The following is a 22,586-nucleotide window of genomic DNA, read 5'->3' on the forward strand; positions in this document are numbered from 1 at the left end:
ATGATTGAACTAAAGAATATATCTAAAAAATTTGGAAGCCGTCAGCTATTTTCAGATATTAATCTTCATTTTGAAGGTGGGAAAATTTATGCCTTAATCGGTACAAGTGGCTGTGGTAAGACAACACTCTTGAATATGATTGGACGATTAGAGCCATATGACAAAGGGCAAATCATCTATGATGGCACCTCTCTTAAAGACATTAAGCCCTCTGTTTTCTTTAGAGATTACTTGGGATATTTATTTCAAGATTTTGGCTTAATTGAAAGCCAAACCGTCAAAGAGAATCTCAATCTGGGTTTAGTTGGTAAAAAGTTGAAAGAAAAAGAGAAACTCTCTTTGATGAAACAAGCTCTAAACCGTGTAAACCTCTCTTATTTGGATTTAAAGCAACCTATATTTGAGTTATCAGGAGGAGAAGCACAACGTGTTGCACTAGCGAAGATAATTTTAAAGGATCCGCCTTTGATTCTTGCAGATGAACCAACCGCTTCGCTAGACCCCAAAAACTCTGAGGAATTACTCTCTATCCTAGAATCTTTAAAAAATCCGAATCGAACGATTATTATTGCGACCCACAATCCTCTTATTTGGGAGCAAGTGGACCAAGTCATTCGAGTTACCGATTTATCACATAGATGATATGGCAAGATTCAGCAATAAGAAAGTTTTTGATTATATACAGCATAAATTTCGAAAATCTGGAGTACTTGTTTATAATCACAATATTATTTGAGAACGCAGTTTTGGCTCGTTCTCTTTTTTTGTTGTGATACTTCTTTCAAGGAATATTTGGTAGGATTGGAGTGAAAAAAGATTAACTAGGAAAGAAGGAAGTATATGGAAGACATTTATCAACGTGATTCGGATCAAGATGGACTAACTGATGCTCAAGAATTGGCGCTAGGAACCAATCCTCTTAGCGCGGATTCTGATGGTGATGGACGTTCAGATTTAGTGGAAATAGAAGAAGGAACCAATCCCTTAGAAAAGGATTTACAAGACATAGACCAAACAAGTATCACTGAACCGTCTTCAGTATTTATGGAAATGAAACAAAAGATTTCAGATATGATGGAGAGTCACTACAAGGAATTTATACAGGCTCTTATTAGTATTGAAACAGGGATTGAAAACCAACAAGACCTTGAAGACTTATATACTTACTACATGAGAACAGATGCCGTTTCTCTTTTGTCTAGTGATTTAGAAACCAGTCCTCAAGAGGTTGAAATGGAGATAGAGTTGTAGGGGAATCATGTGATTCTCCTATTTTCGTATAGATGAAAGGAGCGAGTATGGAAGTAATGCAATTATTGGCTATGTTTCGTGGAACAATTCCAAAAGATAGGGAGAAAATGGACCTATTTCTTCGTTATCAAGCGCAACATTTTGATGAGAAATGGCAGGATTTGGTAGAGAGTTTTTTGACTGAAGAGGGCAAGATAGAAGAGATACCTCATGTCTATTCGTTTCATCAAGACATTGTTTCTTTTCTAGAGGCCAGTTCTGAAGATAATGACCAAGATCTAGAAAGTTACACAAGAAATTTTGGACAAGCAGGTCTAAGTAAATTATCTCAATTAAGCAATTGGGAGAAAAACTTGGTTCTAGAAGTCGCAACCTATAACCTTTCCACTCGATTTCACATTCAATCTGAAAAAGAAGAACTAGAACAACTAAGTGAGCTTGTATTTCATCAGAATCAGGATGTCAATTTAGTCAATGTCTATCGGGTTGCGAATAATCTATCTGACCGCATTAGTAGAGATATAGAGGAGTTTCTTCTAATGGTTGATTCCAAAGAACTAAAAAAAGAGGTTCTTGAGATTCATTTTGAAGAAAAAGAGGGAGATGTTCTAGCCTATTTGGGTTCGGAATTGATGGCTATTTTAGATACCGTTACGGATCTTGTCCATCATGAAGAAAACTACCAACAACTCCCACTGACACAAAAGCTGAAGATTATTACTCATTTTGATGAAGTAAAGGCTATAAGAGAAAAGTCTAAGCAAGTAGAGGAAGCAGTCTTACCTTTTGATAATATTGAGCAGGTAGAAGAAAATGTGGAAGTTCATTCCCTATCTAAAGTAGATAAAATTGTAGAAGAAGCTTTGAGGGAATATCCGATTGGTTCACAATTAAGTTATAAAGGACAAGTATTTCAGTTGGTTTCGATTGAAAATGCACAGTTAAATGACTTAGTTCGCCTAGAGCTATTCAATGATTCCAACCAGTTATTTGAAGAAAATCCTATCTTATACTTGAACAGTTTAGAAGAGATTGAACAAGTATTGTCTCTCGTAGAACTTGAAAAAGAAGATTCAGAGATTGAGATTGATTCATCAAGTGAAAATCAGGAAATAGATTTGTTTTCCTACCTGGAAGAGGAAAATGAAAAGGAAAAGGATAAGGAAACAGAAACGCTTATTGTAGGCATAGAAGAGACGGATGTCCCTGTTCAAGATTTTGTTTTTCCAGATGATTTAGAGGACTTTTATCCTAAGACAAATCGAGAAAAGATTGAAACGAATATCGCAGCTATTGAACTTGTCAAAAGATTAGAAAAAGAGGGACGACAAGCGAATCCAGAAGAACAAGAGCTACTAGCCAAGTATGTCGGTTGGGGTGGTCTTGCCAATGAATTTTTTGATGAACTCAATCCAAAGTATGAAGCAGAACGTTTAACTCTTAAGAGTTTAGTAAGTAAATCAGAATACTCCACCATGAAACAAAGTTCTCTTACAGCCTATTATACAGACCCAATGATTATTCGCCAGATTTGGCAAAAATTACTGGATGATGGTTTTGAGGGAGGAAGGATATTAGATCCTTCTATGGGGACTGGGAACTTCTTTGCGGCGATGCCTAGAAGCATACGAGAGAAATCAGAACTCTATGGGGTTGAATTAGACAGTGTGACAGGCACAATCGCAAAACAACTCCACCCCAATACCCATATTGAAGTGCGAGGATTTGAAGAAGTTCCCTATCAAAATAATAGTTTTGATTTAGTCTTAACGAATGTTCCTTTTGGAAATTTTCGCATTGCCGATAAAAACTATGATAAACCTTATATGATTCATGATTACTTTGTCAAACACTCACTTGATTTAGTAAGAGACGGAGGACAAGTGTCGATTATCTCATCTATCGGGACAATGGATAAGCGGACAGATAATGTCTTACAAGAGATTAAAACCAACACTCATTTTTTAGGGGGAGTTCGTTTGCCGGATACGGCTTTTAAAAGCATTGCAGGTACCCGAGTGACCACAGACCTCCTCTTCTTTCAAAAGGATCAAGCAAAGAATCTTAATGAAGAGGAACTTGTTTTTAGTGGTTCTATTCCCTTTGAGGAGGATAAGCGTGTCTGGATCAATCCTTATTTTGATGGGAAATACAACACACAAGTTTTGGGTGAATATGAGGTACGTAATTTTAATGGAGGAACCCTCAATGTTAAGGGGGAATCAGAAACATTAGCTACTGACATAATGAAAGCATTAGAGAATGTGGAAGCACCTAAACAAATTGACAATTCTTTGAAAGCACCTGTTTTTATCCAAAAAGAAGTAGATAATTCTATCCCAAGTCGTATACGTGAGGACTTAGCGCTCTATTCTTTTGGATATGAGGGAAATCAAATTTATTACCGAGATACGCATGGCATTCGGAAAAGTTCAAAAGTAGACGAAATTAGTTATTATGTAGATGAGAAGGGAGATTTTAAAGCTTGGGACAGTTCTTTGTCTGAACATAAAATAGACCGATTCGTGCAACTTCATTTGACAGATGAGGAAGCACTAGATGTATACAAGACAGAAGAAGCGAGTAAAAGAGGGAAATATAAGGGACTGTTCAAAAAAACTGTCTTTTATGAAAGTCCCTTATCGGATAAGGATATTAGTCGTATTAAGGGTATGGTTGATTTGAGAGAGACCTATCAATCCTTAATTGAAATTCAACGTCATCAAGATTATAGTCGGACAGATTTTCAGGTATTACTTAGTAAACTCAATCGTGACTATGACCGCTTTGTAAGTCAATTTGGATACTTGAATGCCTCCGTTAACCGGAACTTATTTGATAATGACGATAAGTATTCTTTACTAGCAAGTTTAGAAGATGAATACATTGACTCTAAAGATCAGAAAGTAAAATATAAAAAATCTTTAGCCTTTGAGAAAGCATTGGTTAGGCCGGAGAGAGTGATTGCAAGAGTTTCAACGGCTTTAGATGCCTTAAACTCCAGTTTATCGGATGGTAGAGGGGTTGATTTAGGCTATATGGTATCAATTTATCCTGAACATAGCCAAGCTGCTATTTTGGATGAGTTAGGAGACCAGGTTTTAATGGATCCAGAAAGCTATTTAAGAGGAGAAAGAAAATATCTTTCTAAGAACCAGTTTTTATCAGGAGACATTCTCAACAAGATAGAAGTAGTTCAACTATTAGTGGAGGAAAACAATCAAGAATGTGATTGGAACCATGCTTTAGATTTGTTAGAATCAGTTCGCCCTCCAAGGATTCATCTGGCAGATATTGAGTTTAAAATAGGGTCACGTTGGATTCCTCAATCCGTTTATGGTAAATTTGCTTTTGAATGTTTTACCAATCGTGAATTTGAATTGTCTTCGCCAGATGTTGAACAAGTCATTGAAGTGAATCCTGTCGATGGCCAGGTTCATTTAAGGACATCATTTGCTTATCGCTATCCAAGTGCCAAAGATAGTAGTCTTGGAGTCAGTGGGTCACGTTATGATACAGGAAGAAAGATTTTTGAGAATTTACTTAATTCGAACCAACCGACGATTACAATGACTGTTACGGAAGGAGAAAAGAAAAAGACTATCACAGATTTGGAAAAAACCTCTGTTCTAAGAGCAAAAGAGCAGCATTTACAAGAGCTCTTTCAAGACTTTGTCTCACGGTATCCAGAAGTCCAACAAGTCATTGAGGAAAGCTATAATCGTCTTTATAATCGAACGGTTAGTCGAGAGTATGACGGTAGCCATCTAGTCATTGATGGCTTGGCACAAAACATCAGTCTTCGTCCTCACCAAGAGAATGCTATTCAAAGAATCGTAGAAGAAAAAAGAGCCTTATTAGCTCATGAGGTAGGTTCAGGAAAGACCTTGACCATGCTTGGTGCTGGTTTTAAATTAAAGGAGTTGGGAATGGTTCATAAGCCCTTGTATGTGGTGCCCTCTAGTTTGTCTGCTCAATTTGGCCAAGAAATCATGAAATTTTTCCCTACTAAAAAGGTCTTTGTGACCACTAAGAAAGATTTTGTGAAGGCGAGAAGAAAACAATTTGTGTCACGTATTATTACAGGAGATTACGATGCTATTGTCATTGGGGATTCTCAATTTGAAAAAATCCCTGTCAGTAAGGAAAGACAGATGAACTATATAGAGGATAAACTCAATGAACTACGAGAGATTAAAACACATTCTGAAAATAAGTATACCGTTAAAGAAGCAGAGCAATCAATAAGTGGTCTAGAGAAACAATTGGAAGAACTCCAACGCTTTAATCGTGATAGTTTTATTGATTTTGAGAACCTAGGGATTGATTTTCTTTTTGTGGATGAAGCACATCACTTTAAAAATATTCGTCCAATTACTGGACTTGGAAATGTAGCAGGTATTACCAATACAACCTCTAAGAAGAACGTGGATATGGAAATGAAGGTTCGACAGATTCAGGAAGAGCATGATTTTAAAAACATTGTCTTTGCGACAGGAACACCTGTTTCCAATTCTATTAGTGAGTTATATACTATGATGAACTATATTCAACCAGATATCTTAAAACGCTATCAAGTTGATTATTTTGACTCTTGGGTAGGTGCTTTTGGAGAAATTCAAAACTCTATGGAATTAGCTCCTACAGGGGATAAGTACCAACCTAAGAAACGATTTAAAAAGTTTGTCAATCTACCTGAGTTGATGAAAATCTATAAAGAAACAGCCGACATTCAAACACAAGATATGTTGGATTTACCTGTTCCAGAAGCTCATATTATCCCTATTGAGAGTGAGTTAACTGAAAACCAGAAACTCTATTTAGAAGAATTGGTTATGAGGTCAGATGCGGTCAAATGTGGAACAGTTGATCCGAGCAAGGATAACATGTTAAAGATTACGGGTGAGGCACGAAAACTAGCAATTGATATGCGTTTATTGGACTCTAGTTATAGTCTAGCAGACAATCATAAACTGCTTCAGGTAGTGGATAATGTTGAGAGAATTTATCGTGAAGGAATGGAAAATAAGGCTACTCAGATGATTTTTTCAGATATTGGCACACCTAAGAAAAAGGATAATGGCTTTGATGTCTATTCTGAGATTAAGGCTTTATTAGTTGATAGAGGAATCCCTAGTAAGGAAATTGCCTTTGTACATGATGCCAATAGTGATGAAAAGAAGAATAGTTTGTCTCGAAAGGTCAATGCAGGAGAGGTGCGGATTCTCCTTGCCTCAACTGAAAAAGGAGGAACAGGTTTAAATGTTCAGAGCAAGATGAAAGCAGTTCATCACCTGGATGTACCGTGGAGACCAAGTGATATTCAGCAACGCAATGGACGTATTATCCGACAGGGAAATGAAAACAAGGAAGTGGATATTTACCACTACATTACAAAAGGTTCATTTGATAATTATCTATGGGCAACTCAGGAGAACAAACTCCGTTATATTAAGCAGATTATGACTTCTAAGGAGCCGATTCGTGCTGCAGAAGACATTGATGAGCAGACCATGACAGCTTCTGATTTTAAGGCACTAGCAACAGGTAATCCTTATCTCAAATATAAGATGGAACTAGAGAATGATCTAACCCTATTAGAAAATCAAAGACGCGCCTTTCAACGCAGCAAGGATCACTATCGTCATACAATATCTTACTGTGAAGAAAATGTACCCATTCTAGAGAAACGATTAAGCAAGTATGAAGGCGATATTCAACAGTCTGAAATATCGAAAGACCAGGCATTTTCTATGACGGTAGGTAAGCAAGCTTTTGATCAACGAGCTGAAGCAGGGGAATCCCTACACCGTCTTATCCGTCATAATCAAGCTGACAGCAAAGAATTCCGTACCCTAGCAAGTTATCGAGGATTTGACATTAAAATGCTTAGTCTTCCAACAAACCAACCTCTTCCTGAAACCTTCTCTGTTAAGATTGTAGGAGAAAACCAGTATTCTGTCAGTTTAGATTTGTATTCTTCTTTGGGAACGATTCAAAGGCTCCAATATACGATTGATCACATTAAGGAGGATCAAGTGAAAACTCAGAACTTATTGGATGAATTAAAGGATAAATGGACTACTGCTAAGGTAGAAATTGAGAAAAATTTTCCAAAGGAAGAGGATTATCAAACTAAAAAGGCCGAATACGATGTACTCGCGCCATTGATTGAAACAGAAACGGATTTAGATATTATTGATCAGGCCTTACGACAATTCCACGAAAAAGGAAAAGAAAAGCAAGAACAACTTTCTTTTGAATTAGATTAAAAAATATATATAAATAGCGGACAAGAAAAGAAAAGCGCGGTAGAATAAAGATAGAAAGAAACGAGGTAACGATTATGATGGAAGATACCTATTATCAATTAGAAGAGTCTTTGGTACAGGGATTTCAAACACCTGAAGAATACCAAGCCTACAAGGAGTTAAAGGAACATTATGAGGAAGTGACAGGCGATTACAGCTTTTCTATACGAGAATTTACTAGTCAATTGGAAATCGCTCTTCAGAATCATCGAGGTGTGGACTTTGAAGAACATGAGAAAGAGGAATATTTGGACTTAGTTCAAAAATTAGAAGAGTTTGATTCCTCTCTTGCCACCCATTATCGTCAATTGATTGACTAGAAAGGAGAAAGTCATGAATGATTTACTCCTTATCCCAGTAATTTTTTTAGCAGTAGGAGGAATTCTCATTCTTTTATGGAGACTCTTTCTTATTGCCAGTGGACTTTTCCTTATTGGTTTTATCAGTTTTCTTATTTTCGTGGAGGTCTATGGAATTTATCTATTCTTTACTGAACCGACTTTATACTTTGATGATATCAGACAACATGGTTTAACTAGTTTTACGGCTGTGTACCTTTTCATCAATCTGATGTTGGTTCTAGGATTCAGTTGGCGTTTCATAAACTCCAAAACTAAGGAAAGTATGTAAACTTGTTAGATGGTTAAAAAACTTTATCTGAATCTAAATTCGGATAAGGTTTTTTATTAGTCTTGATTCTTTCATATACTTCATAGCTAAATTGGAGCAGTAATTTATGAAAATCATTATCCTCACTGTTATTACTTGTATTTATGGCTTGTTTATGTCGTTCAATATGAGAAAGAGCTCTTCTCAAATTTTCTTCTTTTAAATTTTTCATAGTTACATTATAAGCTGAAGACAGATAGTTTTGATATTTTTCTCTTAACTGTACGATTTTGCTTCCTAAATGTAGGAATCACCTTTTATTATGGTGTGATAAAACTTACAAGTCCTTTTTGTTATTCTTGACCTAGTTTTTATAGAAAGAAGGTCTAAGATGTTAAATAAAGTCAAAACTAAAGCCTTAATTAGTGTTGGAGCAGTAGCCGCAACTAGCTTTATTCTCATGATGGGATATACTGTTGGTCAACATTCTACTGCTAAACAAAGTCGTAAAGAGATTGAATTGGCTGCAGCTAAACTTGTAGAGGATAAACAAGCAGAAGATAAAACCAGCATTTTGTCATCGGATACAGTAAAAGAATTTTTGACTCAGTACTATACGAAAGAAAAGCTAGGGGAAAATAATACACGTATTCAACCCTATATGACTGAATCGGCTTATTCTCAAGAATTGTCAAGTCAAAATGATGCCATGAACCAAGTGTATAAGGATTATATTTTAGATTATCATTTTGAAAAAGCTGATATCTTTGTCAATCAGACTACGAATCAAGCCATTGCCATGGTCTCTTATAATGTAACCTATGTATCCGATTTAAAGAATGCCAACCAATCAAAGACCAATCAGACAGAAACCAGAACGGTTAAATTGTCCTATTCTAAACTACCTGGTAAGTTATTGGTCAATCAAGTACAGGTTTGGAAATCTGGGTTAGATGATTTAGATAAGGCCACTCCCAAAACTCTAGAAGAATCATCATCAATACCATCACTGCCAAATACTACGACAAAATGATGATATTGCATGGAAATAGAAGAATGTAAGCAAATTTCAATTCTTGATGTAGCCAATCGTTTAGGTATCTCCTTTAAACAAGTTTCGAGCAGTGTATATGAACATCCTGAACACGATTCATTTCGGATTTTTTCAACTACTAATACTTTTAAATGGTTTTCAAGAGATATTCAAGGTGATGTTATTGATTTTGTTCGCCTAGTTAAAGGAATTTCTTTTAGAGAAGCTCTATCTTTTCTTTCTGAAGAACCTTTTCAAAAAGGCATTGTTCAAGAAAAAAGAGAGAGACCATTTTATTATCCTTTAAAGTCAATAGAAGATTCTGACTGTCGTTTGACCAGATATTACTTAACAGAATGTAGAGGAATCTCAGAAGAAATCGTACAAAAGATGATTCAACAAGGTCTGATTACACAAGCCAGTTGGAAAACAAATGAAACAGTTGAACCTGTTATTGTTTTTAAAAGTTTGGATCATCGTCACAAACTGCAGGCGGCAAGCCTACAAGGGATTTATAAGAATCACTCTCTTCCTAGAGAGAGGCTGAAAACGATTCTAAAAGGAAGCCATGGACATATTGGAATATCCTTTGATATTGGTAAACCAAATAGACTGGTCTTTTGTGAATCGTTCGTCGACTTGATGAGCTATTACGAGCTTCATCAACAAAGTCTATCTGATGTTCGTTTGGTATCTATGGAAGGATTAAAAAGGTCTATTGTTGCTTATCAAACTTTACGACTGATAGCTGAAGAAAATCAGAAGTTGGAATTTTTGGATACAGTAATACCTTCAAAGTTATTGCCTTTAATCAATACAATTCGTGATACCACCAGCTATTTTGATAATCATCCTGATTTATTGACACTTGCGGTAGATTGTGATGATGCAGGTAAAGAATTTTCTGATAAGTTATCTCAATCAGGATTTCCTGTTTTACTGGATTTGCCTGATAATGAATCTGGGAAAGAAAAACGAGACTGGAATGATGTCCTTAGAGAAAACAAATCAGATTTACAATTGATGCTTGAGTCTGCAAAAGAGACATTTGGGAATCAGCCAGTAAGACAAACCTCTCAATGTTTAGAATTGTGATAACAAAATCAAGATGTTTTAGCTAATATTAAAATGAAGGAGGATCGTATATGACCATAATCGAACGCTTAGAAGAAAAGGTCACTAGGCAAGAAAGTAAGGTAGCAAGAGAGACAGAAAAACTAGCTGCTTACAAAGAACAACTGGAGACAGCGATGTTTGCGACGTTCAAAAGGCGTCAAAGCATCAGTCACATGAGTTTTGAAGAAGCTCTTGACCATGCCTTTGGTAAAGAAAGACAATTCGATGATTCTGAATCTAGAAAGGATGAAATGAGTGAATGACAAAAGATTGGAATTTTAATCAACCATTAGAAAGTAAATCAGAAAATCAAGAATATCCAGATAAAATTGCGGCCTTATTTGGAAATCATCAAGGAGGTAATGATGTAAATTATGAAGCAGCTTTTCAAAAGCGCAAACAAGCACCTGTAACGGAATCAAATCCTAGTTTTAAACCCAAAGTTACAGAGGTTAGAACAGGAAAAGAGACAGATATCACTACAAGTTATCAGCAACATCTTAAAAGACTTATTGCGGATAACAATAGTGATATTCAAAGCAGTCAAAAGAAAATTGAAGAGCTACATACTTTGATTGACACTAAGAATAAAGACAATAAGAAATTGCAGTCCATTTATGATGCGATTTCCGAATTACACTAAGCAGTCCTGATAGGCTGCTTTTTTTGAGAGGTTATAGATGTTTACAACATTTTTTAAGAAAAATCACGACAATAGTGATGTATTTAAGAAGCTAATTCATAGACTATCTGATATGTCTGTCCAAGATCTTGAAAAAATAGACCGACTGCTAGATATCATTTTCACTCCAGATCAAGAATCAGAACAAGTAAAAACAGAATCAATTTATAGGGAAGAAACATTGGACGACACATTAAAGGAAGCTAAGAATCAACTTCATAAGGAACAATTGGAGAAGAATTTAGAGAGATTTAGAAAAAACAATAAATAATGCACCAAAAATGGTGCATTTACTTTTTCTAAATGTTATAATGGTGTTATCAAATGAAAGGAGTTTGCCATGATTGGAAAGAACATAAAATCCTTACGTAAAACACATGACTTAACACAACTCGAATTTGCACGGATTGTAGGTATTTCACGAAATAGTCTGAGTCGTTATGAAAATGGAACGAGTTCAGTCTCTACCGAATTAATAGACATCATTTGTCAGAAGTTTAATGTATCTTATGTCGATATTGTAGGAGAAGATAAAATGCTCAATCCTGTTGAAGATTATGAATTGACTTTAAAAATTGAAATTGTGAAAGAAAGAGGTGCTAATCTATTATCTCGACTCTATCGTTATCAAGATAGTCAGGGAATTAGTATTGATGATGAATCTAATCCTTGGATTTTAATGAGTGATGATCTATCTGACTTGATTCATACGAATATCTATTTAGTAGAAAATTTTGATGAAATTGAGAGGTATAGCGGCTATTTGGATGGAATTGAACGTATGTTAGAGATGTCTGAAAAACGGATGGTAGCCTAATGGAAATCCAAGATTATACTGGTAGTGAATTCAAACATGCTCTAGCACGGAATCTTCGTTCACTGACAAGAGGAAAAAAGTCCAGTAAGCAACCTATAGCAATTTTGCTTGGAGGGCAAAGTGGTGCTGGTAAGACTACAATTCATCGTATTAAACAGAAAGAATTTCAAGGAAATATTGTTATCTTAGATGGTGATAGTTTTCGTTCTCAGCATCCACACTATTCAGGACTGCAGCAAGAATATGGCAAAGATAGTGTAGAATACACCAAAGATTTTGCAGGGAAAATGGTAGAGTCTTTAGTAACAGAATTGAGTCATTTGGGATACAATCTTTTGATAGAGGGAACTTTACGAACGATTGATGTTCCAAAGAAAACAGCACAACTCTTGAAAAGTAGGGGATATGAAGTACAATTAGCCTTGATTGCGACAAAGCCTAAGCTGTCCTATCTGAGCACCCTTATCCGATATGAAGAACTATACGCTATCAATCCAAATCAAGCACGTGCAACTCCAAAAGAACATCATGATTTCATTGTAAATCATCTAGTTGATAATACACGGCAATTGGAAGAACTAGCTATCTTTGAAAGAATTCAAATTTACCAACGAGATAGAAGTTGTGTATATGATTCAAAAGAAAATACAACTTCAGCAGCAACCGTTCTTCATGATTTACTATTTGGAGAATGGAATCAAGTGGAGAAAGAGATGCTTAAATCTGGAGAAGAAAGATTGAAAGATTTAACTAATTGAAATGGTTTGTAGAGTTAGATTTTTAAAATAAAGTCTATTGGATCGTTAATTAAAAAATAACGATTCTTTTTTATATTCTCTATTTTCTTCTTCATATTTTTTCAAAAGTTTTAGCATTCTTCAGTGATGATTTCCTAACAATAAAAGTACGAATTTAGCGCAGTTTATGATTATTTTAAATCTTGAGGGTTATTAAACTCTTGATTTTTTCAACAAGCTATGGTATCCTTTTGTTAGTTAATAAACTTACAAAAGGAGAATAAATGTTTTCACCTACTAAATTAAAAAGAAAAAGAGAAAGTCAAGGATTATCTCAATCTCAACTTGCATCCAGTTTGGGAATTAGTAGAGCCTCATACTTTAATTGGGAATCAGGTAAAACAAAGCCTAATCAAAACAATTTAAGCAAATTGAGTGAGATTTTGAATGTAGATCTTCGATATTTTGAATCAGAGTATGAAATAGTTGAAATCTATCTCAAACTAACGGAAAGGAATCAAGAAGCAACACTTCATTATGCTACAGAATTGTTGAACAAACAGAATGCAAAGGTTGTAGACATTCCTCAGCGTTTTGCCTATAAGATCTACGAAAAATTATCAGCTGGTATAGGAACAGCTTATTTTGATGATGGTAATTACGATACAGTTTACTTCGATCATCAATTTGATTATGATTTTGCATCGTGGGTGTTTGGTAATTCAATGGAACCGACATATGAAAATGGTTCGGTAGCCCTTATTAAGCAAACGGGATTTGATTATGACGGGGCTATCTATGCGATAGATTGGGATGGTCAAACCTATATTAAGAAAGTGTATCGTGAAGAAAATGGGCTTCGATTAGTTTCACTCAATCGGAACTATTCAGATAAGTTTGCGCCTTATGATGAGAATCCTCGTATCATAGGGAAAATCGTTGGAAACTTTATGCCTTTAGAGGATTGAGTATGACTTGGTTTGATTATAGTCTCGAACCAAAGAGTGACGTTGCATTTATTGATATGAAATCTTTTTACGCAAGTGTAGAGTGTGTCGATAGAGGCTTACATCCACTTAAGACTTCGCTTTGTGTTATGAGTCGTGCAGATAATTCTGCCGGGTTAATCCTTGCTTCCTCTCCTATGTTTAAAAAGGTCTTTGGAAAATCAAACGTTGGACGTTCCTATGATTTACCATTTGATGTAAAAACTAGGAAGTTCTCTTACTATAACGCTAAGAAGCAAGGTTTACCGACAACGATTGATTATGTGCGTTTTATTGAGGAATGGGCAAAATCAACTGTGATTGTTCCTCCGAGAATGGATACTTATATAGCAGTCAATATGGAAATTCAAAAAATCTTTCAAGATTTTGCGGCACCAGACGATATTTATCCTTATTCAATTGATGAAGGATTTATTGATTTAACAAGTTCATTAAATTATTTTGTGCCAGATAAAAGTATTAGTCGGAAAGATAAATTAGATATTATCTCGGCTGCTATTCAAAAAAAGATTTGGAGAAAAACAGGAATCTATTCAACGGTAGGTATGTCTAACGCCAATCCCTTATTAGCTAAGTTGGCACTTGATAATGAAGCTAAAAAGACTCCGACAATGAGAGCTAATTGGTCCTATGAGGATATAGAAAAGAAAGTATGGGCTATTCCTAAAATGACAGATTTCTGGGGAATTGGAAATAGAATGGAGAAGAGATTACATAATCTAAGTATCTTTTCGATTAAAGAATTGGCACAGGCTAATCCTGACTTGATTAAAAAAGAGCTTGGGATTATGGGACTAGAGTTGTGGTTTCACGCTAATGGTATTGATGAAAGTAATGTTCATAAACCTTATAAGCCGAAGTCAAAAGGGATAGGGAACTCTCAAGTTTTACCTAGAGATTATGTCAAACAAAGAGATATTGAAATTATACTTCGTGAAATGGCAGAACAAGTTGCAGTTAGATTGAGAAGAGCTGGTAAAAAAGCGACTGTGGTTTCTATACACTTAGGATATTCTAAAGTAGAACAGAAACGATCTATTCATACTCAAATGAAGATTGAACCGACCAATCAAACAGCATTACTGACAAATTACGTTTTAAAGTTATTTAACACTAAATATACTTCAGGAGCTATTAGGAATGTTGCGGTTAACTATTCTGGTTTAGTAGATGAATCCTTTGGATTGATTTCATTATTTGATGATATTGAGAAAATAGAAAAAGAAGAAAGGCTCCAGTCCGCAATCGATGCTATTCGAACAGAATTTGGTTTTACTTCACTATTGAAAGGAAATGCTCTGGATCAGGCTTCTAGAACAATTGCAAGAAGTAAACTCATTGGTGGTCATTCAGCTGGAGGATTAGATGGGCTAAAATGATGAATCGTTCTTATTTGCCGTTTTTATCTGCAAGAGAGTATCAAGATCGTGGGATGGCTAAGTGGATGGGATTCTTTTTGTCAGAACATTCAAGTTCTCTTTGGGAAGAAAAAAATAAAGAAGATGTCTCAATTACTTTATCAATGGAAGTGAAAGTTTTACTTGTTCGTCAACTTTATACGAATACATTCCCTGCAACGTTTATTTTTAAGCACTCAAATAGAAGAAAAGTAGTATCGGGTATTGTTAAAGAAATTGGGAAAGAGTTTATATCTATAAAATCAGACATTGGATTTCTTCGATTAGAATGGTTAGATATACTTGATATCCAGATAGAAGGTGAGGAATTACATGAATCGTAAAGAATTATATGACGATAAATTGCAGCTAGATTATTTTTCTGATTCTTATTTACGATTTGAGTCAGATTTTTACAAGTATTCTGCTTTAGATATACCATTAACATTTATTACCGATGATATTTTACGCACAATGGCTATGTCTCAAAAACATTATTTTAAACTTGACAAAAGTAAATCTTTAGACGGTCGGGACCATTACTTTGTTTTTTCTATCAAGATGAATAAAGATAGTAGTGGGATTAGGCAGTATGAATATCAGAGACATTGCTTTAGTTTATGAAAATTATTGAACAATTGAAAACAAAAATCAATAGATAAAATTAAAGATTAATAAAATAATTTTAATTGTGAAACAAGAAATATAGTAGTTGAATAAATAAATTAAAAAACATCACGACTGTTTTAATACTATAATTAAAAACTATCTCATTCTAATATTGATAACATCCAAAAAAATAATAGGAGGCGATGAATTAACTATTTCGTTTGACATGATTATAAAGGAAAAATTAGGACTCTAAGTAATTCTATAACAATACTGGAGGCTGAGTAAAACTCAATTTGAGGAGAAAATGAAGTAAATCTTTCCACAAGAATGCATATTATTAAGGTTTTAGATACCTGATAATATGCGTTTTTTTATTTTAAAGACTTTTTACCAAGCGTTCTTTTTTACGTGACTATTAGTCCGTCTCGCTCCGCTAGGTGTGAGACGGACTAATAGTCACATAGTGAAAGCCAGCGTCTTTAGACGCTAGCTAGTAATCTGAACTTATAGCCCTAGCACAGATCACCCGTTTGACGGATGGTCATGATTTTAAATTATAATTAAAAGATTACGACTTTTATTAAATAGAATTTAGTGATATTTTAGAAGATTTTTTCGAAACAATGAAACTATTATCTCAAACTAGAAATATTGGAAGAAGTTAAAAAATTTTTTTGTATATATTGATTAGATATAAAAATTTAAATATGATTGCGTTTTCAAAAATGTTGTATTTTATTGTGTTATTTCTTGACAATTCAAATTAGAAAATATATGATAAAGATAATGACAGCGGTGTCATTTTCTCTATTTTAAGAAAAGTAATAATAAATTGTAAATTAATAAAAATATTGGAGGTCCTTATGAAACACATTTTTCATAATGAAGTATTTAGCATTCGTAAATTGAAAGTTGGAACATGCTCAGTTTTATTGGCTATTTCAATTTTGGGAAGCCAAAGTATTTTAGCTGATGAAGTTGGTACTACTACATCACAGATTGATACAAAAGAGATTTCTAATGTAACTACCAATGATTTAGGTTACTCTCAAAATATTTCTAATAATGATTCTATTGGAAGTATCGATACTAATTCATCTACTAATAATTTAGATAGTTTGTCAGGTGTTAATCGTGATAACTCTAATAATACTATTCATTCTGATTCACAAGATAATAAAACTGTTGAATCTATAGAAAAATCTAATAATGAAAGTAAGAATAGTAAAGAAGATATTGTAAATGATAGCACTATAAAAAAAGATTTTGAAAAAATTGCTTTAAATGTAAAAGATTATGGTGCAGTAGGCGATGGGGTTAATGATGACCGACAAGCAATTCAGGATACAATAGATGCAGCTGCTAAAGGATTAGGTGGAGGGAAAGTATATTTTCCTGAGGGGACTTATTTAGTTAAAGAGATTGTCTTTTTGAGAAGTCATACACACCTAGAAGTACATGAAAAAGCTACTATATTAAATGGTATCAATATCAAAAATCATCCTTCTATTGTATTCATGACAGGTTTATTCACTGACGATGGAGATCAAGTTGAGTGGGAACCAACTGAAGATATCAGTTACTCTGGTGGAACAATTGATATGAACGGAGCTTTGAATGAAGAGAGGACAAAAGCTAAGAATCTCCCTTTGATTAATTCTTCAGGAGCCTTTGCTATAGGAAATTCAAAAAACGTAACAATAAGTAATGTTACCTTTAAAGATAGCTATCAGGGGCATGCCATTCAAATTGCAGGTTCAAAAAATGTACTAGTAGATAACTCTCGTTTTTTGGGACAAGCTCTTCCTAAGACTATGAAGGATGGTCAGATCATCAGTAAGGAGTCTATTCAAATAGAGCCATTAACCAGAAAAGGCTTTCCATATGCATTAAATGATAATGGTCAAAAATCTGAAAATGTAACGATTCAAAATTCTTATTTTGGTAAAAGTGAAAAATCAGGTGAATTAGTAACTGCAATTGGGACACATTATCAAACTGCAACAACTGAAAATCCTTCAAATATTAAAATTCTAAATAATCATTTTGATAATATGATGTATGCGGGTGTTCGCTTTACAGGATTTACTGATATTTTAATAAAAGGAAATAGGTTTGATAAGAAAACTAAAGAGGAAAGTGAACACTATCGTGAAAATGGTGCTGCTTTAGTTAATGCTTATAGTTATAAAAATGTTAAAGACGTATTAGATCTGAATAAACATGTGACTATTACTGAAAATGTATTTAATATTGCTGATGCTAAAACAAAAGCAATACGTGTTGCAAAAGATAGTGCAGACTATCTTGGAAAAGTGTCTGATATTACTGTAACAAAGAATATCATTCATAATAATTCGAAAAATACTGAACAGCCAAACATTGAAATGTTAAGAGTCAGCGACAATTTGGTAGTGTCTGATAATATCATTTCAGGCGGTAAAGACGGAATCGTAATTGAAGAATCTGCTGGAAGTATCACTGTCTTAAATAATCAACTTTTCAATTTAACAGGAAATCACGTTTCTTTACTTAAAACGGATTTTAATGGGACCAATTCAGACACAAATAATAGTGTCGGTGATTTTAATATTATAACTGAGAATGAAAGTTATAAAATCTTTTCCCAAAATTCAGACAACCACTCAGATAACCACTCAGATAATCATGTGGAGAAATTAAAACCTGTAGTTGAAAACAAAAATAATTTAGCTAATAATTACTCAGCAAATAGTGTAGATGATAAAATTGAAAAATCAAATCATGATTCAGATAATGTAGTAACAGTAGAAATTTCACAAAAACAAGATGATGTAACCAATATTAGTGAAGTAGTGAAGGTAAAAGATAATCAACATGCATTACCAAAAACTGGATTAAATAAAATGGCTGAGATGGTTATAACTGTAATTGGAATTTGCCTTCTATTTGGACAATGGAGTTTAAAACGTCGTTATGAAGATAGATAGAATTTGCTCAATACAAGGTAGCGCTAAAGAGAACGAAGATAGCGTAGATTACAAAAACCAATATTTCTGGATTATAGATGGAGCAACAGATTTATTTAATGCAAAAGACTCTATAGGTTATTCAGTTTCAGAAGTATCTCACCTTATTTCTGAATGTCTCAAAAAGTATTGTGACGATTCGTTATCATTGAAGAAAATTTTCGAGCTTGCTTTAGATGACGTTAGAACAAGAATAGAGATAGATAAGTGTGAATTTGATGATTATTACCAGTTACCAACGTTTGCCTTTATTTTTGCAAAATTGTCTGATATAAAACTAGAATACATAATGATTGGCGATTGTGTTATGATAGTCAACAATCAAGTTATTACAGACCATAGAGTAGATTGTCTTTTTGAGCAAGGAAAATTTTCAATCAAAACTAATCATGAAGTTGATAAAAAGACAATATTACAAAATATTAGGAAGCTAGCTAATAAACCAGAAGGATATTGGATAGGTTCACTAGACAAAAGTAGTATAAATCATGTTATAAATGGTAGCTTGGAAGTAACTAGTAATCATATTGTTTTAATGACTGATGGTTTTTACGATTTTTATACTCAAAATTCAGGATACAATTTTGGAGAGTTAATTGAAATGAGAAAAGAATCTACAAATATTGATCCAATTTATGGTAAAAAAGATGATGCAAGTATTTTGATAATTGATGTTTAAAATAATTTCATCATATAATGCACTATAAAGACAGTTATCTATACGAGTTCTTTATAGTGTAATTGATTATTGAGGTTAGATAATGTTAAGAAAGCATTTTGACAATGAAATTATTGAGTTGTCTAATAATCTAGAAGATGTATGGGCTTCTATAATAAAAAAGTATGAAATGATATTTGATGACTTAACCGAAGTTCAAAAACAAAGTATTATAGATAATGATCTATTAATTAATGAAGCTGTTGTTACAATAGATATGAAAGGTATTGAACTCATCTGTTTACAACATCCTGTTTCTGTTGATTTGAGAAAAATTATAACTATAGTAAAATTATCCACAGATATTGAACGCATTGGTGATCGAGTCGTTGAAATAGTTAAGAATTTAAAAAATATTCATACAATGCATGAATGGGGACCATTATTTTATGAAATGCTGAAAATACATTTTGAACTAGGCGAGTACTTAAAGAAAGCTTTATTATGGTTTAAGAAGAGAAATTATGAGTTTGACGTATATGACTATAATAAAAAATATCATTTAATATCTAATTTATGTCAAAAACTAGGAGATAAAGCAGTAGAGAATTTTCTTATTGAACCCAAAAATGTTGATGAAGCTATTGTATTTTTAGAAGTTGTTAATATTCTTGATAAGATATCCCATACAACACAATCTATTTATAAATGGTTAGATTATCAGGAAAGAGGAGTATTATAGATAAAGAGGAGTAAATATGCAGACAATAGTAGATAATTTTGTTAATAGAGTTATTGAATATGGAATTTATAAACCGATGGACCAGATATATATAAAAAATAGAGTTTTGGCCTTAATCGGGGAAGAAGGAACTGATAAGATTTCAAATGATAGTGATCTTAAAAAATTAAAAGACGATTTAGTAGAAATAGCTTTAAAGAATGGTAAAATTGCTGATTTAGGTGAGGCGAAGGAATGTTTAGGTGCAGAGCTGATGAATTTCATCATTCCATTACCAAGTCGCCTTAATGATATTTTTTGGAGTTCATATGATGTTTCGCCACAGGAAGCAGTTGAAGAGTTCTATCAGCTAAGTAAAGATAGCGACTATATTAAATTGTCAGCTATCTCTAAAAATATAGCTTTTCATACTGAAACTAATTATGGTTCACTTGAAATTACAATCAATTTATCAAAACCGGAAAAAGATCCGAAAACAATCGCGGCAGAGAAATTAGTAAAGTCATCTAATTATCCAAAATGTTTACTTTGTATGGAAAATGAAGGTTATCAGGGGAGAATAAATTATCCAGCACGTGCTAATCATAGAATTATTCGATTGGAACTGGGAGACGAAGTATGGGGGTTCCAGTATTCTCCATACTCATATTTTAATGAGCATGCGATATTCTTGAATAGTCAACATGTACCTATGGCTATTACGTCCAAAACATTTGAACAATTATTGGAGATTGTTGATATTTTACCAGGGTATTTTGCTGGTTCAAATTCTGATCTTCCTATCTCAGGAGGATCTATCCTTAGTCATAATCACTACCAGGGAGGAAAACATATTTTCCCAATGGAAAAAGCAAAATTTGAGAGAGAATTTCTTTTTAAAGACTTTGAGGATATTAAAGCTGGGATTATAAAATGGCCGATGTCAGTGATTAGGCTACAAGGTGAAAATAAAAATCGTTTGGTAGAATTAGCCACTAAAATCCTAGATACCTGGAGAGAATATTCAGATTTAGACGTAAACATTATTGCTAAGACTGAAGATATTCCACACCATACGGTGACTCCTATTGCTCGTAAAGTGAATGGGAGATATGAATTGGATATTGTTTTGAGAGATAATCATACTACTGAAGAATACCCAGATGGTGTTTACCATCCTCATCAAGATGTACAACATATTAAAAAGGAAAACATCGGGTTAATTGAGGTGATGGGACTTGCGATTTTACCACCTCGTTTGAAAACAGAGTTAGAAGAAGTTGAGAAATATCTTTTAGGAAAAGATAACGCAATTGCTGATTATCATTTAGAATGGGCCGTTCAATTGAAAGAAAAATATCCTGTCCTTAAAGAGGAGGAGGTTCATAGAGTAGTTCAACATGAAGTAGGGCAAGTATTTGCGAGAGTTCTCGAAGATGCAGGTGTTTATAAGAATACTCAAAACGGACATGAAGCATTTATGAGATTTGTTAAATCGGTTGGAATTAATTAGGAGGAAATAAAAATGGCAATATTGGTAACAGGCGGAGCTGGTTATATTGGTAGCCATACCGTAGTAGAATTACTAAATTTAGGAAAGGAAGTCGTTATTGTCGACAACCTTTCAAACTCAAGCATTTTAGTATTAGATCGTATTGAAGCAATTACAGGGCAACGTCCTGCGTTTTACGAATTAGATGTTTGTGATAAACAAGGATTGAGAAAAGTTTTTGAACAAGAATCTATTGAGGCTGCAATTCATTTTGCAGGATACAAAGCTGTCGGCGAATCCGTGCAAAAGCCTGTGATGTACTACGAAAATAATATTATGAGTACATTATCTCTTGTTGAAGTGATGTCAGAGTTTAATGTTAAAAAGATTGTATTTTCATCGAGTGCGACTGTATACGGCGTTCACAATCAGTCTCCTCTTATTGAAACGATGCCAACAAGTGCAACGAATCCGTATGGGTACACAAAAGTGATGCTTGAACAAATTTTAAAAGATGTTCATGTAGCAGATTCAGAGTGGAGTATTGCGTTGCTTCGTTATTTCAATCCGATTGGTGCTCATGAGTCTGGGTTGATTGGAGAAGATCCATCAGGCATTCCTAACAACTTAATGCCTTTTATTGCACAAGTAGCGGTAGGTAAGCGACCAGAGCTAAGTGTTTTTGGAGATGATTATGATACGGTAGATGGTACTGGTGTTCGCGATTATATCCATGTAGTGGATTTAGCGATAGGGCATATAAAAGCTTTAGAAAAAGTATCTGAAAAAACAGATGTTTATATTTATAACCTTGGTTCAGGAGAAGGCACAAGTGTATTACAACTTGTAAATACATTTGAAAGTGTTAATAAGGTTCCAATTCCGTATAAAATTGTACCAAGACGATCAGGAGACGTTGCGACTTGTTATGCAAATGCAGATAAGGCGTATAAGGAATTAAATTGGAAGACTACAAAAACGGTCGAAGACATGTGTAGAGATACATGGAATTGGCAATCAAAAAACCCTAATGGATACAATAAATAATAAAGTTCAAGTAGTCTTGTAACATGTATATATTAAAAAAATTAAAAAAATTTAAAAAAAAACAATGAAAGCGCTTGACAAAGTAAAC

At 33.9% G+C, this 22,586-nt stretch carries 22 protein-coding genes; 21 read left to right on the forward strand and 1 reads right to left on the reverse strand.

Annotated elements, in window-relative coordinates:
• The 5 genes from M9H69_RS04165 (at position 1) to M9H69_RS04185 (ending at position 8,192) form a co-directional block, all read left to right on the forward strand.
• The gene (locus M9H69_RS04165; protein WP_049525946.1) at positions 1–642 is read left to right on the forward strand and encodes an ABC transporter ATP-binding protein; all 642 of its coding nucleotides are present in this window, start codon (positions 1–3) and stop codon (positions 640–642) included.
• A 198-nt stretch (positions 643–840) separates the two neighbouring features.
• Positions 841–1,251, forward strand: coding sequence for a thrombospondin type 3 repeat-containing protein (locus M9H69_RS04170; RefSeq protein WP_250316003.1), 411 nt, complete (start codon positions 841–843; stop codon positions 1,249–1,251).
• Between the two features lie 47 nt (positions 1,252–1,298).
• The gene (locus tag M9H69_RS04175) at positions 1,299–7,523 is read left to right on the forward strand and encodes a DEAD/DEAH box helicase family protein (protein WP_250316004.1); all 6,225 of its coding nucleotides are present in this window, start codon (positions 1,299–1,301) and stop codon (positions 7,521–7,523) included.
• 74 nt (positions 7,524–7,597) lie between these two features.
• Complete coding sequence (locus tag M9H69_RS04180; RefSeq protein ID WP_250316005.1) at positions 7,598–7,882, forward strand: DUF5962 family protein; 285 nt, start codon at positions 7,598–7,600, stop codon at positions 7,880–7,882.
• Between the two features lie 13 nt (positions 7,883–7,895).
• Positions 7,896–8,192 carry a DUF5966 family protein gene (locus M9H69_RS04185; RefSeq protein ID WP_000998893.1) on the forward strand — a complete coding sequence of 99 codons (297 nt, stop codon included), beginning with the start codon at positions 7,896–7,898 and terminating at the stop codon, positions 8,190–8,192.
• Positions 8,193–8,205: 13 nt separating this feature from the next.
• Here M9H69_RS04185 and M9H69_RS04190 read toward each other — a convergent pair whose 3' ends face one another.
• A complete protein-coding gene (locus M9H69_RS04190) occupies positions 8,206–8,403 on the reverse strand; it encodes a hypothetical protein (RefSeq protein WP_212576400.1) in 198 nt (65 codons plus the stop codon).
• A 159-nt stretch (positions 8,404–8,562) separates the two neighbouring features.
• Here M9H69_RS04190 and M9H69_RS04195 point away from each other — a divergent pair, with 159 nt between their 5' ends.
• The 16 genes from M9H69_RS04195 to galE all read left to right on the forward strand — a co-directional run bounded on the left by M9H69_RS04195 (position 8,563) and on the right by galE (position 22,498).
• A complete protein-coding gene (locus M9H69_RS04195) occupies positions 8,563–9,204 on the forward strand; it encodes a peptidylprolyl isomerase (RefSeq protein WP_084889489.1) in 642 nt (213 codons plus the stop codon).
• A gap of 9 nt (positions 9,205–9,213) precedes the next feature.
• Positions 9,214–10,299 carry a toprim domain-containing protein gene (locus tag M9H69_RS04200; protein ID WP_250316006.1) on the forward strand — a complete coding sequence of 362 codons (1,086 nt, stop codon included), beginning with the start codon at positions 9,214–9,216 and terminating at the stop codon, positions 10,297–10,299.
• 50 nt (positions 10,300–10,349) lie between these two features.
• Positions 10,350–10,583: a DUF5965 family protein gene (locus M9H69_RS04205; protein WP_000152421.1), complete on the forward strand. Its 234-nt coding sequence runs from the start codon at positions 10,350–10,352 to the stop codon at positions 10,581–10,583.
• The gene (locus tag M9H69_RS04210) at positions 10,580–10,963 is read left to right on the forward strand and encodes a DUF5945 family protein (RefSeq protein WP_250316007.1); all 384 of its coding nucleotides are present in this window, start codon (positions 10,580–10,582) and stop codon (positions 10,961–10,963) included. Before M9H69_RS04205 ends, M9H69_RS04210 begins: the two co-directional genes overlap by 4 nt.
• A 37-nt stretch (positions 10,964–11,000) precedes the next feature.
• Positions 11,001–11,273, forward strand: a complete 273-nt coding sequence (locus M9H69_RS04215; protein ID WP_000495440.1) for a hypothetical protein — start codon at positions 11,001–11,003, stop codon at positions 11,271–11,273.
• A 69-nt stretch (positions 11,274–11,342) separates the two neighbouring features.
• Positions 11,343–11,819: a type II toxin-antitoxin system antitoxin PezA gene (gene pezA, locus M9H69_RS04220; protein WP_000579606.1), complete on the forward strand. Its 477-nt coding sequence runs from the start codon at positions 11,343–11,345 to the stop codon at positions 11,817–11,819.
• On the forward strand, positions 11,819–12,577 hold the full coding sequence (gene pezT / locus M9H69_RS04225; protein ID WP_250316008.1) for a type II toxin-antitoxin system toxin PezT: 759 nt from the start codon (positions 11,819–11,821) through the stop codon (positions 12,575–12,577). Before pezA ends, pezT begins: the two co-directional genes overlap by 1 nt.
• Before the next feature lie 263 nt (positions 12,578–12,840).
• A complete protein-coding gene (locus M9H69_RS04230) occupies positions 12,841–13,524 on the forward strand; it encodes a LexA family transcriptional regulator (RefSeq protein WP_250316009.1) in 684 nt (227 codons plus the stop codon).
• Between the two features lie 2 nt (positions 13,525–13,526).
• Entirely contained in the window at positions 13,527–14,942 is a 1,416-nt protein-coding gene (locus M9H69_RS04235) for a Y-family DNA polymerase (protein WP_250316010.1), read from the forward strand.
• A complete protein-coding gene (locus M9H69_RS04240; protein ID WP_000981958.1) occupies positions 14,939–15,304 on the forward strand; it encodes a hypothetical protein in 366 nt (121 codons plus the stop codon). The genes M9H69_RS04235 and M9H69_RS04240 overlap by 4 nt, the downstream gene beginning before the upstream one ends.
• On the forward strand, positions 15,294–15,584 hold the full coding sequence (locus M9H69_RS04245) for a DUF5960 family protein (protein WP_001080185.1): 291 nt from the start codon (positions 15,294–15,296) through the stop codon (positions 15,582–15,584). Before M9H69_RS04240 ends, M9H69_RS04245 begins: the two co-directional genes overlap by 11 nt.
• An 851-nt stretch (positions 15,585–16,435) precedes the next feature.
• On the forward strand, positions 16,436–18,541 hold the full coding sequence (locus M9H69_RS04250; RefSeq protein ID WP_250316012.1) for a glycosyl hydrolase family 28-related protein: 2,106 nt from the start codon (positions 16,436–16,438) through the stop codon (positions 18,539–18,541).
• On the forward strand, positions 18,528–19,259 hold the full coding sequence (locus M9H69_RS04255; RefSeq protein WP_223140863.1) for a protein phosphatase 2C domain-containing protein: 732 nt from the start codon (positions 18,528–18,530) through the stop codon (positions 19,257–19,259). Before M9H69_RS04250 ends, M9H69_RS04255 begins: the two co-directional genes overlap by 14 nt.
• 82 nt (positions 19,260–19,341) lie before the next feature.
• Entirely contained in the window at positions 19,342–19,980 is a 639-nt protein-coding gene (locus M9H69_RS04260) for a phosphate uptake regulator PhoU (RefSeq protein ID WP_250316013.1), read from the forward strand.
• 16 nt (positions 19,981–19,996) lie between these two features.
• The gene (gene galT / locus M9H69_RS04265; RefSeq protein WP_250316014.1) at positions 19,997–21,472 is read left to right on the forward strand and encodes a UDP-glucose--hexose-1-phosphate uridylyltransferase; all 1,476 of its coding nucleotides are present in this window, start codon (positions 19,997–19,999) and stop codon (positions 21,470–21,472) included.
• Positions 21,473–21,484: 12 nt separating this feature from the next.
• Entirely contained in the window at positions 21,485–22,498 is a 1,014-nt protein-coding gene (gene galE, locus M9H69_RS04270) for a UDP-glucose 4-epimerase GalE (protein ID WP_250316015.1), read from the forward strand.
• The last annotated feature ends 88 nt before the right edge of the window (positions 22,499–22,586 follow it).

Origin of the sequence: Streptococcus oralis (assembly GCF_023611505.1) — a bacterium.
Classification (GTDB): domain Bacteria; phylum Bacillota; class Bacilli; order Lactobacillales; family Streptococcaceae; genus Streptococcus; species Streptococcus oralis_CT.

Bases quoted from the DNA above. Each gene is read 5' to 3' on its own strand.
- M9H69_RS04195 (WP_084889489.1), top strand. From the start codon at position 8,563: ATGTTAAATAAAGTCAAAACTAAAGCCTTAATTAGTGTTGGAGCAGTA.
- galE (WP_250316015.1), top strand. From the start codon at position 21,485: ATGGCAATATTGGTAACAGGCGGAGCTGGTTATATTGGTAGCCATACC.
- M9H69_RS04165 (WP_049525946.1), top strand. From the start codon at position 1: ATGATTGAACTAAAGAATATATCTAAAAAATTTGGAAGCCGTCAGCTA.
- M9H69_RS04250 (WP_250316012.1), top strand. From the start codon at position 16,436: ATGAAACACATTTTTCATAATGAAGTATTTAGCATTCGTAAATTGAAA.
- M9H69_RS04185 (WP_000998893.1), top strand. From the start codon at position 7,896: ATGAATGATTTACTCCTTATCCCAGTAATTTTTTTAGCAGTAGGAGGA.
- M9H69_RS04235 (WP_250316010.1), top strand. From the start codon at position 13,527: ATGACTTGGTTTGATTATAGTCTCGAACCAAAGAGTGACGTTGCATTT.
- M9H69_RS04240 (WP_000981958.1), top strand. From the start codon at position 14,939: ATGATGAATCGTTCTTATTTGCCGTTTTTATCTGCAAGAGAGTATCAA.
- M9H69_RS04215 (WP_000495440.1), top strand. From the start codon at position 11,001: ATGTTTACAACATTTTTTAAGAAAAATCACGACAATAGTGATGTATTT.
- M9H69_RS04230 (WP_250316009.1), top strand. From the start codon at position 12,841: ATGTTTTCACCTACTAAATTAAAAAGAAAAAGAGAAAGTCAAGGATTA.
- M9H69_RS04245 (WP_001080185.1), top strand. From the start codon at position 15,294: ATGAATCGTAAAGAATTATATGACGATAAATTGCAGCTAGATTATTTT.
- M9H69_RS04170 (WP_250316003.1), top strand. From the start codon at position 841: ATGGAAGACATTTATCAACGTGATTCGGATCAAGATGGACTAACTGAT.
- M9H69_RS04205 (WP_000152421.1), top strand. From the start codon at position 10,350: ATGACCATAATCGAACGCTTAGAAGAAAAGGTCACTAGGCAAGAAAGT.
- M9H69_RS04255 (WP_223140863.1), top strand. From the start codon at position 18,528: ATGAAGATAGATAGAATTTGCTCAATACAAGGTAGCGCTAAAGAGAAC.
- M9H69_RS04200 (WP_250316006.1), top strand. From the start codon at position 9,214: ATGGAAATAGAAGAATGTAAGCAAATTTCAATTCTTGATGTAGCCAAT.
- pezA (WP_000579606.1), top strand. From the start codon at position 11,343: ATGATTGGAAAGAACATAAAATCCTTACGTAAAACACATGACTTAACA.
- M9H69_RS04190 (WP_212576400.1), bottom strand. From the start codon at position 8,403: ATGAAAAATTTAAAAGAAGAAAATTTGAGAAGAGCTCTTTCTCATATT.
- galT (WP_250316014.1), top strand. From the start codon at position 19,997: ATGCAGACAATAGTAGATAATTTTGTTAATAGAGTTATTGAATATGGA.
- M9H69_RS04180 (WP_250316005.1), top strand. From the start codon at position 7,598: ATGATGGAAGATACCTATTATCAATTAGAAGAGTCTTTGGTACAGGGA.
- M9H69_RS04175 (WP_250316004.1), top strand. From the start codon at position 1,299: ATGGAAGTAATGCAATTATTGGCTATGTTTCGTGGAACAATTCCAAAA.
- M9H69_RS04260 (WP_250316013.1), top strand. From the start codon at position 19,342: ATGTTAAGAAAGCATTTTGACAATGAAATTATTGAGTTGTCTAATAAT.
- M9H69_RS04210 (WP_250316007.1), top strand. From the start codon at position 10,580: ATGACAAAAGATTGGAATTTTAATCAACCATTAGAAAGTAAATCAGAA.
- pezT (WP_250316008.1), top strand. From the start codon at position 11,819: ATGGAAATCCAAGATTATACTGGTAGTGAATTCAAACATGCTCTAGCA.